Origin of the sequence: Haemophilus haemolyticus (genome assembly GCF_003490595.1) — a bacterium.
Taxonomy (GTDB): domain Bacteria; phylum Pseudomonadota; class Gammaproteobacteria; order Enterobacterales; family Pasteurellaceae; genus Haemophilus; species Haemophilus haemolyticus_L.
This window is the reverse complement of record NZ_QQGY01000001.1, coordinates 51,517-65,129: the sequence shown is the minus strand read 5'-3', so window position 1 is coordinate 65,129 and position 13,613 is coordinate 51,517. Positions and strand designations below refer to the sequence as shown.

Below are 13,613 nucleotides of genomic sequence, written 5' to 3'. Positions count from 1 at the left end.
AAAATGAAAACACTTTGATGGTTAATAAGAAAGGATTAATAAATTATGGGAAAATAAAAAGATAATCTTGGATCAATAAGAACCCAAGTTTGGTTAGGAGAGAGCAAGTTGAGCATATTAAACTCCTTTTAAGAGAAGAGAAACTTAATAAAACTTAACACTGACTTCTAACTACGAAGCATTATCAGAATAATATAAAATTTAACATTGTCATCTATTATTTTTTTATTTTGTGATGCTCCTCACAGAATATTTTTAATAAAAAAAGAGCGGTGAAAATTTGTTGAGATTTTTCACCGCTCTTTGTTAGAAGAAGATTAACGTCTTGGGAGGTAACGTACTGGATCCACTGATTTACCTTTATAGCGAATTTCAAAGTGGAGTTTCACGGTATTTGTACCAGAGCTACCCATTTTTGCGATTTCTTGACCAGCTTTGACTTCTTGTTGATCGGTTACAAGAATTTTGTCGTTATGCGCATAAGCACTTAAGAAATCATCATTATGTTTGATGATGATTAAATTACCGTAACCACGTAAAGCATTGCCAGCATACACGACGCGACCTGATGCAGCCGCTTTAACAGCTTGTCCACGAGAACCACTAATATCAATCCCTTTATTTCCGCCATCAGTATTGGAGAAACCTTGAATGATATTACCTGAAGTAGGCCATTGCCATGCAACATTTGATGCGATTGGAGCAACAACATTGGCATTAATCGGTGTGCTATTGGTGTTCTCTACTGGTGTAGTTGGTACTGATGGTGTTGTCGCTGGGGTAACAGGAGTTGTCGCAACTGGTACCATTGCTGGTGCGCTATTTGCTACACCTGCGCCAGATTTAATTGGTCCAATGATTGTGCCATCAGATCCCATTTGCGTACCATTTGCACCTGGCGTATAGGTGACTGCTGGTTCTGCAGGTGCAGCCACAGTAGTTGTTGTCGTTGCTACCGCAGGTTGTTTTACAGGAACCGTTGTTGTCACTGTTTTTGTACCACAATTAGAAATTTTTAAAGTTTGACCTAAGCTCAAACTATAAGGCTCAGTCATGTTGTTCAATGCTGCTAATTCTTTTACATCAATGCCTGCCAAGTAAGCGATTAAGAACATGGTATCGCCTTTGTTCACTTTATAGGTATTGCCTTTGTAAGAACCTTTTTCAATTTGGCTATAATCTGGTGCATTGGTATTTGGATTACGTGGAACATTAATATGTTGCGAATCTACGCAATCAGAAACAGTTTTAGTGATTGTTTTTGTTTGTACAGCTGGCGCTTGTGTTGGCATAACTGGTTTTTGAGCTGGCTGAAACGCTGGCTGTGCAGGTTTGAATGCCGGTTGAGCAGGCTCTGCTGGCATGGCAGGCTGTTGATAGGTTGGTTGGAAATTTGGCTGTGGAGTTTGCACGCCTGTTGGAACACCGCCCATCGCTGGTACCGTGTTTTTTTGAATTTCAGGTTGCCAAGAACCGCCCGTGCTCTCGCCATTTACAGGTTGCATAATACCAGGTGAAAGGGTGTTATCTGCATTGGTAATTGGCGCAGGAGAATTAGAGGTACAAGCTGATAATACAACAAGACTCAAAGGGAGTAAGAGAAACGATTTTTTCATAGTAATTCCTTATTGTTCCGTTATTATTTCATTTGAGCTGGCATCGTATTTTTTTGAATTTCCGGCATAAAGCTACCACCAGCAACTGCACCTGTACCTTCTACTGGTTGCATGATGCCGTTTGGCAACGCATCTGGATCTTTAACCGGTTCTGATGCACATCCAACTAATACGAATCCAACCATTAAAATAAGACCTAATTTATTCATTTTTTATCCTAGTTTTTCAATATAAAGTAAGCTATGACAGCCAGTGCCACCACTGACCAACCAATAATTTCAATAGATTTTCGCAATTTTGCTGCGAATTTTTCACCGCCCCATGCGGCTAATTTTGCCACTAGCAAGAAACGCGCTAAACGTGAAACAAATGCGGTAATGGCAAAAGGGAAAAATGCCATTTGCATTACCCCAGAGCAGAGAGTAAACACCTTGTAAGGAATTGGGCTAAAACCCGCCACAAACACAACTAATACGCCCCATTGCTCAAACCAATTTATGGCTTTTGCCCAATGCGCACCATATCCCCATTGTTGCACAATGTTTTCTACCCAGTCGGTTGCATAATAACCAATAGCGTAACCGATAACTCCACCGATGACAGAAGCAATCGCCGTATAAAATGCAAATTTTACCGCACTTTTTGGCTTTGACATTGACATTGGGATCAACATCACATCAGGTGGAATAGGAAAAAATATCGCCTCGATAAAACTAACAAAAGAGAGCCAGAAAGTCGCAAAACGGTGCGTTGACCATTGCATAGTTTTATCATACATCGTACCGAAAATTTTCATATTTCTTCTCTATTTGGTAAAACGCGCCATTATTCCTGCTCTAACCAATCTTGTAAAGCCGAAAGTGAATTATGGGCAGTAAGATCTGCCTGAATTGGCGTGATAGACACATAACCATTTTTCACCGCATGGAAATCTGTTCCCTCGCTTTCATCCTCAGGTAATGCTGAAGGGCCAATCCAATAAATGGTTTCATCACGAGGATCCCTTTGTTTAATGACTTCTGCAGACGAAGCACGGTAACCCAAGCGACATACCTTGTAACCCTTTAATTCTTCAAAAGGCAAATCAGGCACATTAATATTAATAATTTCACGAGGATTTAATAATTGATGACGTAATTTTGGGATGAGATCACACACCACTCGCGCTGCAGTTTCATAATGTTGACGACCATCTAACGAAACCGCAATAGCAGGCAAGCCTAAATGACGTCCTTCAAGGGCTGCGGCTAATGTGCCTGAATAAATCGTATCATCGCCCATATTACAACCCGCATTAATGCCTGATACCACTAAATCTACTTGGCCAGATAAAAATCCGTTTAACGCTAAATGTACACAATCTGCAGGTGTGCCATTTACACAATAATCGCCATTATCTAAATGGCGTGGGCGCAATGGCTCCACTAATGTGAGCGAGCTTGATGCCGCACTTCGATTACGATCGGGGGCAACAACAATGACTTCTGCAATTTTTCTTAATTCTGTTGCTAAAACTTGAATGCCTTCCGCGTGAAAACCGTCATCATTACTGACTAAAATTCGCATTGTACTTCCTTATGCTTCTGTATAATTTACTAACTCACGAACCAATGCTGTGGCATAACTGCCCGCAGGTAAATAAAATTTCAAACGCAAGCCCTCAGGCTCAAATGCCCAAGAAAACGCTTTTGCCTTCATTAATAATGGACGACGCGCCGCTTTCATTCTTTCTTGTTTCATTAGAGGATCGAAAACTGAATGTTGATTTACAATTTCGTTTTCAATATCGCTTGCGGCCAACACATCTTCGCCAATTAAAGGGGCGGTGAGTAAAATATCTTGATTTTCTAACCGCACTTGCAAGGCATTTAAGTCTTCTTTTTCGTCCGCTTTGAACCAACTGTGCGAACCGGCTAATTGCACAATATCATTTGGCAAAACTTGATTTGTTGCGCCCTTTTCGATACGTGCAGCCACAACTAGATTAAAAATTTCACTGCGTGCAGCGGAAAGATAAAAACTGCGTTTTTTGCGATCTTTTACCTTGATTTCCCCTTGCGCCCAACGCAATGCTTGCGTGAGGTTATGACCATCCCGACCAAAACGTTGTTCCGTAAAATAATTGGGGAAACCAAAATTTGCTACAAAATCCAACTGCGCTTTAAGCTCATCAGATTCTTCTGCACCGCGTAATAAAATATCGAAATAATTTCCCTCAAGGCTACCCGTGCGAATTTTTCGGTTATGTCGAGTAACCGTTAAAATCTCTACGCCATCTAATTCAAATTGACTGAAATCGGGCGTTTCCATTCCTGGCATTTGTAAACAAAACCATTGTTCTGTCACCGCTCGACGATCTTTTAACCCCGCATATCCCATATTACGTTCAGAAACACCGGCAAATTTAGCTAATTTTTCGCCAACAAATAAGGTGTTGCAATCTGTTTTGCGTACATACAAGGCAACAAACTCCCCTTCGCCTGACATTTCATAGCCTAAATACTCTTTTACAATAAAATCCGCACATTCAGCCTTTAAAAGTGCGGTGGTTTTTGGCGGTGTTTTTAATGCCAAATAAGGGAGTTGTTCGAGCATGATTAAGGGGTCTTTTTTATAGAAAATAATTGCACGAAATTTTATGCGACTTTTGGTGATTTATCCACTAAAATAACCGCACTTTTGTTCTTGTTGAAGGATTTTATTATGTCAAAATTGGCTGAGTTACAAGCAGAAACCCGTGAAATTATCGCTGATTTACTTAACGATGGTAGTGACCCGGATGCGCTTTATATTATTGAGCATCACATTGCTCATCACGATTTTGATTTATTAGAAAAAATTGCGGTAGATGCGTTTAAAGCCGGTTATGAAGTTTCCGAAGCAGAAGAATTTGAAGATGATGATGGCAAACCAATTTTCTGTTTTGACATTATCAGTGAAGTAGAATTAAAAGCGGAAATTATTGATGCGCAACAAAAAGAAATCCTTCCGTTGTTAGAAAAACATAAAGGCATTTATGATGGTTGGGGCACCTATTTTGAAGACCCGAATGCCGATGACGATGAATACGGCGATGATGGGGAATTTTTTGATGATGAGGATGAAGAAGAACCTCGTGTACATTAATCCGTAAAGCCTTGCGTGCGGAATAATTTTCGTTACAATGATACAGCTTTTTTAACCGATTTTTTATAAGGAAAACATAATGAAAGTAGCAAAAAATGTAGTGGTGAGCATTGCTTACCAAGTTCGCACACAAGATGGCGTATTGGTAGATGAAGCTCCAGCGAATCAACCACTAGAATATTTACAGGGCCACAATAATTTAGTGCTCGGTCTTGAAAAAGCGCTTGAAGGCAAAGAAGTAGGCGACAAATTTGAAGTACGTGTACAACCTGAAGAAGGTTACGGTGCATACAGCGAAAATATGGTTCAACGTGTACCAAAAGATGTATTCCAAGGTGTTGATGAACTTGAAGTTGGCATGCGTTTCTTAGCGGATACTGACATTGGTCCAGTTCCAGTGGTGATTACTGAAATCGATGGCGATGAAGTTGTGGTTGATGGAAATCACATGTTAGCTGGTCAAGAATTACACTTCACCGTTGAAGTTGTCGCAACTCGTGAAGCAACGTTAGAAGAAATCGCACACGGCCACGTTCACGGTGCGCATAGCCACCACCACGATGATGACGAAGAAGGTCACGGTTGTGGCTGTGGTGGTCATCACCACCATCACGACCATGATCATGACCACAACGGATGCTGCGGCGGTGGTCACGGGCACGGACATGGTCACGGCAGCTGTGGCTGCGGCGGTCATTAATTAAAAACAGTCGAAAACATTACCGCACTTTAGCAATGAAGTGCGGTATTTTTTTATGAAAAAACCGACAAAATGCGCTGAAAATATTGGATCCTAACGAACTTCTCGGTAGACTATAGCGCAATTTACTTAGAAAATTTTAGCCCCTTAAAATGAAGAAAAAATCGCTAAAACTCACCGCACTTTTTTTAGCATTAAGTTGCTTTCCCGCATTTGCTGAACAAACTGTTGATATTGAAGTTCAAGGCATCCGTGGTTTCCGTGCTGTTCGTAATACGGATCTCAATGTTCATCTGATTAACAAAGAAGAAATGGATGGATCTGAACGCTATCAACATTTGGTGACCAAAGCTGTGGATCGTGGTTTGCGTGTGTTTGGTTATTATGAATCTTCCGTGCGTTTTGAACGAAAACAGCGTCAAGGCAAACGCGATTTGTTGATTGCTCATGTTACACCTGGCGAGCCAACAAAAATTGCGGGCACTGATGTGCAAATTGAAGGGGAAGCTGCACAAGATGAAAATTTTGGTGCGTTACGTAAAAACTTGCCGAAAGAAGGCGTTTTGGTTGAACACCAAACTTACGATGATTACAAAACAGCGATCTCACGTTTAGCATTAAATCGTGGATATTTTGATGGGGAATTTAAAATTTCACGTTTAGAAATCAGCCCTGAAACCCACCAAGCATGGTGGCGAATGTTATTTGATAGTGGCGTTCGTTATCATTATGGCAATATTACTTTTAGCCATTCACAAATTCGGGATGATTACTTAAATAATATTCTTAACATCAAATCTGGTGATCCGTATTTAATGAATAACTTATCGGATTTAACCAGCGATTTTTCATCTTCAAATTGGTTTAGTTCAGTATTAGTTCAACCTAATGTTAATCATAAAAGCAAAACTGTGGATGTGGAGATAATTCTTTATCCACGTAAAAAAAATGCGATGGAACTAGGGGTGGGCTTTGCAACTGATGGTGGCCTGCACACTCAAATTGGTTGGACAAAACCGTGGATTAATAGCCGTGGACATAGTTTCCGTACCAATCTTTATCTCTCTGCACCAAAACAAACTTTAGAGGCAACTTATCGAATGCCACTGCTTAAAAATCCATTAAATTACTACTATGATTTTTCTGTCGGTTGGGAAGGTGAAAAAGAGAATGATACCAATACGAGAGCGCTTACGTTGTCCGCGTTACGTTATTGGAACAACGCGCATGGCTGGCAATATTTTGGCGGACTTCGTGCGCGATACGACAGTTTTACACAAGCCGATATAACCGATAAAACATTCCTCCTTTATCCAACAGTCGGATTTACTCGCACCCGATTACGTGGCGGTTCTTTTGCAACTTGGGGCGACGTACAAAAAATCACGTTTGATGTGGGTAACAAAGTTTGGTTATCGGAAGCGTCTTTCGTAAAAGTGCAAGCCTCTAGCGCATGGATTCGTACTTATGCAGAAAATCACCGTATCGTTGCTCGTGCTGAAGTTGGGTATTTACACACAAAGGATATTGAAAAAATTCCGCCCGCACTTCGTTTCTTTGCTGGTGGCGATCGTAGTGTACGCGGTTACGGCTATAAAAAAATTGCGCCTAAAAATAAAAACGGAAAATTGGTTGGTGGCTCGCGATTACTTGCGGGTTCTTTAGAATATCAATATCAAGTTTATCCGAATTGGTGGGCAGCAACCTTCGCAGATAGTGGATTAGCAGCCAATGATTACACAACGAAAGAATTACGTTATGGCGCAGGCATTGGTGTCCGTTGGGCATCACCAGTGGGTGCGATTAAATTTGATATTGCCACCCCGATTCGTGATAAAGATAACAGCAAAAATATTCAATTTTACATCGGACTTGGTACAGAAATTTAAGGTGAATTTATGACAGAACAAATACAACCATCAGAAACTTCACCAAAATCACCTGAGAAACCGAATAAAAAACATTGGGTACGCAAGGCTGTTTGTATCGGAAGTGCGATTATTTTGGTACCTGTTTTAGGTGTTGCTGGAGCACTTTCTTTTGATGCGGGGCAAAGGGGTTTAATTCAACTTACCGATAAAATGCTTGATAGTTTTTCCGTTGAGCAAATTGAAGGCGGATTACAAAATGGCTTAGTGCTGAATAATGTTCGTTATCAAACCGCTGGGATTGATACTCATATTGCGCAAGCACGTTTACAGCTTGATTTCGGTTGTTTGCTTTCACGTGAGGTTTGTTTACGCGATTTCACCTTAAATAAACCGACGATTGCGATTAATACAGCATTACTGCCTCCATCAACGCCTGATGATTCAAAGTCTGGCCCGATGAAACGCATTTCCTTGCCAATTAGTATCAATGCAGAAAATTTGGTGGTGCAAGATTTATCTGTAAATGTTGATCAGACTCATCTTACTCTCAGTCATTTTAAAAGTGCGGTAAGTTTAAATAATGAAAAAGGCTTAACTCTTGCGCCGACTGAAATTAACGATATTTCAGTTATTTCAAAAAAATTGCCTGAAGTTAAATCAGAGCCGAAAGCCGAACAGCCGAATAAGCCTGTAGATTGGGATGCGATTGAGCAATCTTTAACGCCTGCTTTTTTAGGCAATGTATCAGAAATAATTCTTCCTTTTGATTTACATATCCCCGCGATTAAAGGCAAAAACTGGCATTATCAAGCGGTGAATGAAAAAGGTGAAACACTTCAATCTATTGAAATCCCAAGCCTGATTGCACAGGCGGATACCGTCGATAACCAACTGCAATTACAAAAATTAGCGGTAGAAAGCTCGTTGGCTAATCTTTCTTCTCAAGGTAAATTACAACTCGATGGCGATATGCCACTAGATTTAACCTTAAAATCCCATTTGGAGCCGTTGAAATCCGCTGGAAAAGAAATTTTGCCAGCGAGTGATGTCGATCTTACGCTTTCGGGAGCATTGAAAAAATCCACCGCACTTTCTTTAAAAACAAAAGGCGTATTAGATGCTGAACTGAATGGCGAAGTGCAATTAGCACAAGACAAAATGCCCTTAAACCTCACATTAAATGTGGCAAAAGGACAATACGCTTTTGTAAACACGATGGCGCCACTCAAAATTAATGATGTGACACTTAAGCTCACAGGGGATTTACTGAATTATCACGCTGAGCTTAAGGGTGGCGTAGATGGAATGGATTATATTCCCGCATCTAAAGTGGACCTTAATGCCGACGGCAAACTTTATGAAGTAACCGTAAATAAACTGGGGATAGCTTCGTTAGACGGTAAAAGTGAATTTGTAGGGGCGGTAAGCTGGAAAGAAGGCGCCAACTGGGATGTACAAGCTGATTTAGAAAAAATGAATATCGGTTTTTATGTGCCTGTCATGCCTGCAACATTATCTGGCAAATTGCATTCACGTGGTTTTGCCGGCTCTCAAGGCTGGCAAGTGGAAGTGCCAGTGGCCGATTTAAATGGGACACTGTCTTCAACCCCCATCAGTTTAAAAGGCTCCGCAACACTCAATCAAAATGTACTTCTAACAGTACCTGATTTGCAGGTGAGATATGGTGAAAATCATCTTAACGCAAAAGGAGTATTAGATGACCATTCTGATTTTGTATTAGATGTCGATGCACCGAATTTGCGTGGTTTATGGTCTGATTTAAGCGGCAATGTGAAAGGGCATACGGCTATTTCGGGTCAGTTTACCAATCCAAATCTTGATCTTGACTTAACCTCGTCTAATTTACACTTGCAAGGTTTCCAGTTATCTAAAGCGAGCGCGAAAGGGAATATCAAAAGCGATCCTTTAGCTAAAGGACAATTCAATATTAAGGCAGAGCAACTCCATTATGGTGAAAATGTTAAACTCCGTTTACTTGATCTCGCCTTATCTGGCGATGAACAAAATCATCTGTTAACGCTTAAATCCCAAGGTGAGCCTGTTGCTGCAAATTTACAAATTAACGGTCATTTTGACCGCACTTTGGAACAGTGGAAAGGCACACTTTCCCAAGCAAAATTCGATACACCTATTGGTGATGTAAAATCCAACCAAGCTATTGCGGTGTCTTACGATAATAAACAAACGAAAGTCAATATTGCTGCACATTGCTGGCAAAATACAGATGTAGAATTATGTTTTCCACAATCTTTTAATGTGGGCAAGCAAGGGAATATTCCTTTCCAATTTAAACGTGTTAATTTGGATTTAGTGAATAAACTTATCGAACAAGATAGCCTCAAAGGCAATTTACAAGCGCAAGGTAATGTTGCTTGGTTTACGGATAAACCATTCCAATTTACCGCCAAAGTAGATGGCAATCACTTAGCTTTCTCTCAAAAATTGGATTACCGTACGTTTAAATTGGATATTCCAAAATTAACCCTTAACGCCGACATTCAAAATAACAATTTGGTTTTAAAAACAGATATCAATGTGCATAACCAAGGCAGGATTGTAGGTGATATTCATTTAAATGATCTGGCTAAAAATCGTCAACTTGGCGGAACCCTTGCAATAGAACGACTAAACTTGTCGATCGCAAATCAGCTACTTACTAGTGGTGAATCAGTGAATGGTGAGGTAGTCTCGAAGTTGAGTTTTGGCGGGAATTTAGAGAAACCATTATTAAATGGCAACTTCAATATTCGTAATATTCGTACCAAATTAAAATCCATGCCAGTCAATATTACTGATGGCGATATTGCCGTACATTTCCACGGTAATAATTCCACCTTACAGGGCAAAATTGAAACTAGCGATAGTCGTTTAAATTTAACTGGCCGAGCAAACTGGGCGAATATTGAACATTGGACAACAGAATTAAATGCTCAGGCAAATAATTTCAACGTGGATATTCCTTCTATGGCGAAGCTACGTTTCAGTCCAAATATCACGGTAAAAGCGAATCCTAAAGAATTGAATTTAAGCGGAACGGTGGATATTCCTTGGGCGCGAATTAGAATTGATAGCTTACCAGATACTGCTGAGCCAGTGAGCGAAGATGAAGTTATTTTAAATGGCCCTCATAAGAGCAAAGAAGAACTGATTAAACGTGAATTTGCGGCAAAAACAAAATCAGGAATGGATATTCGCTCTGATTTACGCATCAATATTGGTAAAGACGTCAGCCTTGATGCTTATGGCTTGAAAACCAATCTTGACGGTTTACTTTCTGTGAAACAAGATAAAGGCAATTTAGGTTTATTTGGTCAGATTAATTTAACTAAAGGTCGCTATGCTTCTTTCGGACAGGATTTACTGATTCGTAAAGGGCTTATTAGTTTTTCTGGCCAAGCGACACAACCTACATTGAATATTGAGGCTATTCGTAATCCTGAAGCAATGGAAGACAGCAAAATTACTGCTGGCGTGAGAGTGATTGGCATAGCTGATAGCCCCGAAGTTACTATTTTCAGTGAACCAAGCAAACCACAAGATCAAGCACTTTCTTATTTATTAACAGGTCGTTCGTTAGAAAGTAGCGGTGAAGCTGGCTCCAGTGGTTCAATTGGCGCAGCATTGATTGGTTTAGGCATTTCAAAGAGCGGTAAATTAGTGGGCAGTATTGGCGAAGTTTTTGGTATTCAAGATTTAAACCTTGGTACATCTGGCGTGGGCGATAAATCCAAAGTGACGGTAAGTGGTAATATTACCAATCGCTTACAAATAAAATATGGCGTAGGTTTATTTGATGGGTTAGCAGAAATCACATTACGTTATCGCCTAATGCCACAGCTTTATTTTCAATCCGTTTCTAGTACAAACCAGGTGTTTGATTTGCTTTATAAATTTGAGTTTTAGGAATGTTATGAATGACGCTATTTTAGAACCCAAGCATCGTGGCAATGTACGTGAAATTGCCGCGATTGATCTTGGTTCAAACAGTTTCCACATGATTGTGGCACGTATTGTAAACGGCTCAATCCAAGTGCTTTCGCGCTTAAAACAAAAAGTTAAACTCGCAGAAGGTTTAGACGAAAATGCGGTGCTTAATCAAGAGGCTATCACACGTGGCGTGAATTGCTTAGCCTTATTTGCTGAACGTTTACAAGGTTTTCCTGTTGAAAATGTTAATGTAGTTGGCACTTATACCTTACGTAGAGCCATCAATAATGATGAATTTTTACGTCAAGCAGCCAAAGTTTTCCCCTATCCCATTAATATTATTAGTGGGCAAACTGAAGCTAAAACCATCTATGCAGGCGTATGCCACACGCAACCAGAAAAAGGCCGTAAGCTCGTTGTGGATATTGGTGGTGGCTCGACAGAAATGATTATCGGCGATAATTTCACGCCGCTTATGGCTGAAAGCCGCCATATGGGATGTGTGAGTTTTGCGACTCAATTTTTTACCGATGGCGTCATTTCCCCAGAAAACTTTCAACGCGCGCGTCAAAGTGCGGTCAATAAAATCGAAGATTTAGGATTTGAATATCGCAAATTAGGTTGGCAATCTGTGCTTGGATCATCGGGCACGATTAAAACTGTTGCACAAGTCATTGCGACTAATCTTGATCCAAATGGAACCATTACAGCAGAGCGATTACATGCTTTAATTGAGCAAACGCTACAAGCTAAACATTTTACCGAGTTAAATATTAACGGTTTAAACCAAGACCGCGTGGATGTTTTTGTTCCCGGTTTAGCAATTTTAAGCGCGGTGTTTGAAGTTTTTCATATTCAACAAATGCGCTATTCTGACGGCGCATTGCGCGAAGGCGTCATTTATAGCCTAGAGAAAAACTTCCAAGTTGCAGATATTCGAGCTCGTACAGCTTGGGGATTAAGCGAACAATTCAATATTGACCAAGCTCAAGCTCACCGCGTTGCAGATAGTGCTAATTTACTCAGTGCACAATATAAAGATTGGCAATCGACAGAATTTATTGAAGAAATGCGCGAAATCCTGCTTTGGGCAGCGCGCTTGCATGAAGTTGGCATTGTGATTAATCACAAAGGTTTACAAAAACATTCAGCTTATATCTTACAAAATATGGAATTACCTGGGTTTGATCGCGAACAGCAACGTTTGCTTACCGCGTTAGTGCGTTGGCATATTGGCACGCTTAAACCTGCTGAATTTTTTAAATTTGCACGTTATAGCGAGCAAGATGTGATGGCTTTAATGCGATTGCTTCGTCTTGCGGTTATTCTCAATAAATCCCGTCAAGCAACAGAAACAGCAAAAAATTTCACCCTTGAAATGCACCGCACTTTGAATGATTGGACATTGAATTTTGAAAGCGGATACTTAGATCGCAACCCGTTAATTTGGAATGAATTGAGAGCAGAAAGTAATCTTCTGAAAGAGTTTGAAAGTAGTTTAATCTTTTATTAAGCTTCTTTCTGCTTAATGTTTATGAGCAAAAAATTTAGGGCAAGCTAAATACCTGCCCTATTTTTATAATTTAACGGTCTGAAATAACGCTTTTATTTCATCCAATGATAATAATCTAAATGAGCCATTTTCTAATCCACTAATAGATAATGAGCTCATACTCACTCTTACTAATCGTAAGGTGGGGAAACCAATATGCGCAGTCATTCTTCTCACTTGGCGGTTGCGCCCTTCACTAATTTTAATTTCTAACCAGCTTGTGGGAATATTTTTTCGCTCTCGGATAGGTGGATTGCGTTCCCATAAATTTGGCTCTGAAATTAACCGCACTTGAGCGGGTTTAGTCACGCCATCTTTGAGTTCTACGCCTTTTCTCAGTTGTGCTAAATCGGTTTGTTCAGGAATGCCTTCCACTTGCACCCAATAGGTTTTTTCTGTTTTAAATTTGGGATCGGCCAAACGATGTTGTAATTCGCCATTATTAGTTAAAATCAGTAATCCTTCACTGTCTCTATCTAATCGCCCTGCCGCATAAACATTCGGAATTGAAATAAAATCTTTTAAGGTGGCACGTCCTTGTTCGTCGGTAAATTGCGTGAGTACATCAAAAGGTTTATTGAATAACACAACTTTGGTTTCATCCAACGACAGCGTTTGAGGTTTTGATTTTGACTTAAAAGTGCGGTGAAAATTAACCGCACTTTTTCCTTTAGCGGACAATTTTCCTACCGAAAAATTCTTCTTCATTAACTTATGATTTCTATTTTGAAAGATTTGCAACATCATAACAAAACTTAAGCATGTAGTAATGATGATTACTTGAGTTAATCTCAAAAACT

At 40.0% G+C, this 13,613-nt stretch carries 12 protein-coding genes; 5 read left to right on the top strand and 7 right to left on the bottom strand.

Features of this window, described 5'->3' with window-relative positions:
* Positions 1-35: 35 nt before the first annotated feature.
* The 6 genes from tnaC to truD all read right to left on the bottom strand — a co-directional run bounded on the left by tnaC (position 36) and on the right by truD (position 4,211).
* Complete coding sequence (gene tnaC, locus DV415_RS10455; protein WP_071819912.1) at positions 36-116, bottom strand: tryptophanase leader peptide; 81 nt, start codon at positions 114-116, stop codon at positions 36-38.
* Between the two features lie 201 nt (positions 117-317).
* A complete protein-coding gene (gene nlpD, locus DV415_RS00305; RefSeq protein WP_118790319.1) occupies positions 318-1,616 on the bottom strand; it encodes a murein hydrolase activator NlpD in 1,299 nt (432 codons plus the stop codon).
* A gap of 23 nt (positions 1,617-1,639) precedes the next feature.
* On the bottom strand, positions 1,640-1,825 hold the full coding sequence (locus DV415_RS00300) for a hypothetical protein (protein ID WP_118776208.1): 186 nt from the start codon (positions 1,823-1,825) through the stop codon (positions 1,640-1,642).
* Between the two features lie 8 nt (positions 1,826-1,833).
* Positions 1,834-2,412: a YqaA family protein gene (locus DV415_RS00295; RefSeq protein ID WP_065246487.1), complete on the bottom strand. Its 579-nt coding sequence runs from the start codon at positions 2,410-2,412 to the stop codon at positions 1,834-1,836.
* 29 nt (positions 2,413-2,441) lie between these two features.
* On the bottom strand, positions 2,442-3,182 hold the full coding sequence (gene surE / locus DV415_RS00290) for a 5'/3'-nucleotidase SurE (protein WP_118776209.1): 741 nt from the start codon (positions 3,180-3,182) through the stop codon (positions 2,442-2,444).
* A gap of 9 nt (positions 3,183-3,191) precedes the next feature.
* Positions 3,192-4,211: a tRNA pseudouridine(13) synthase TruD gene (gene truD, locus DV415_RS00285; protein ID WP_118776210.1), complete on the bottom strand. Its 1,020-nt coding sequence runs from the start codon at positions 4,209-4,211 to the stop codon at positions 3,192-3,194.
* Between the two features lie 108 nt (positions 4,212-4,319).
* Here truD and rraB point away from each other — a divergent pair, with 108 nt between their 5' ends.
* From rraB to ppx, 5 genes are all read left to right on the top strand, one after another.
* Positions 4,320-4,742: a ribonuclease E inhibitor RraB gene (gene rraB / locus DV415_RS00280; RefSeq protein ID WP_009500694.1), complete on the top strand. Its 423-nt coding sequence runs from the start codon at positions 4,320-4,322 to the stop codon at positions 4,740-4,742.
* Positions 4,743-4,821: 79 nt separating this feature from the next.
* A complete protein-coding gene (gene slyD / locus DV415_RS00275; protein ID WP_118790318.1) occupies positions 4,822-5,442 on the top strand; it encodes a peptidylprolyl isomerase in 621 nt (206 codons plus the stop codon).
* 152 nt (positions 5,443-5,594) lie between these two features.
* Positions 5,595-7,331 (top strand): autotransporter assembly complex protein TamA, encoded by a 1,737-nt coding sequence (gene tamA / locus DV415_RS00270; protein WP_118790317.1) that lies wholly within the window; start codon positions 5,595-5,597, stop codon positions 7,329-7,331.
* Positions 7,332-7,340: 9 nt separating this feature from the next.
* Complete coding sequence (gene tamB, locus DV415_RS00265; RefSeq protein ID WP_118790316.1) at positions 7,341-11,237, top strand: autotransporter assembly complex protein TamB; 3,897 nt, start codon at positions 7,341-7,343, stop codon at positions 11,235-11,237.
* A gap of 7 nt (positions 11,238-11,244) precedes the next feature.
* Positions 11,245-12,774 (top strand): exopolyphosphatase, encoded by a 1,530-nt coding sequence (ppx, locus tag DV415_RS00260; RefSeq protein ID WP_118790315.1) that lies wholly within the window; start codon positions 11,245-11,247, stop codon positions 12,772-12,774.
* A 63-nt stretch (positions 12,775-12,837) separates the two neighbouring features.
* Here ppx and DV415_RS00255 read toward each other — a convergent pair whose 3' ends face one another.
* Complete coding sequence (locus tag DV415_RS00255; protein WP_192879058.1) at positions 12,838-13,521, bottom strand: rRNA large subunit pseudouridine synthase E; 684 nt, start codon at positions 13,519-13,521, stop codon at positions 12,838-12,840.
* Positions 13,522-13,613 lie beyond the last annotated feature (92 nt).

Bases quoted from the DNA above. Each gene is read 5' to 3' on its own strand.
- tnaC (WP_071819912.1), bottom strand. From the start codon at position 116: ATGCTCAACTTGCTCTCTCCTAACCAAACTTGGGTTCTTATTGATCCA.
- nlpD (WP_118790319.1), bottom strand. From the start codon at position 1,616: ATGAAAAAATCGTTTCTCTTACTCCCTTTGAGTCTTGTTGTATTATCA.
- DV415_RS00300 (WP_118776208.1), bottom strand. From the start codon at position 1,825: ATGAATAAATTAGGTCTTATTTTAATGGTTGGATTCGTATTAGTTGGA.
- DV415_RS00295 (WP_065246487.1), bottom strand. From the start codon at position 2,412: ATGAAAATTTTCGGTACGATGTATGATAAAACTATGCAATGGTCAACG.
- surE (WP_118776209.1), bottom strand. From the start codon at position 3,182: ATGCGAATTTTAGTCAGTAATGATGACGGTTTTCACGCGGAAGGCATT.
- truD (WP_118776210.1), bottom strand. From the start codon at position 4,211: ATGCTCGAACAACTCCCTTATTTGGCATTAAAAACACCGCCAAAAACC.
- rraB (WP_009500694.1), top strand. From the start codon at position 4,320: ATGTCAAAATTGGCTGAGTTACAAGCAGAAACCCGTGAAATTATCGCT.
- slyD (WP_118790318.1), top strand. From the start codon at position 4,822: ATGAAAGTAGCAAAAAATGTAGTGGTGAGCATTGCTTACCAAGTTCGC.
- tamA (WP_118790317.1), top strand. From the start codon at position 5,595: ATGAAGAAAAAATCGCTAAAACTCACCGCACTTTTTTTAGCATTAAGT.
- tamB (WP_118790316.1), top strand. From the start codon at position 7,341: ATGACAGAACAAATACAACCATCAGAAACTTCACCAAAATCACCTGAG.
- ppx (WP_118790315.1), top strand. From the start codon at position 11,245: ATGAATGACGCTATTTTAGAACCCAAGCATCGTGGCAATGTACGTGAA.
- DV415_RS00255 (WP_192879058.1), bottom strand. From the start codon at position 13,521: ATGAAGAAGAATTTTTCGGTAGGAAAATTGTCCGCTAAAGGAAAAAGT.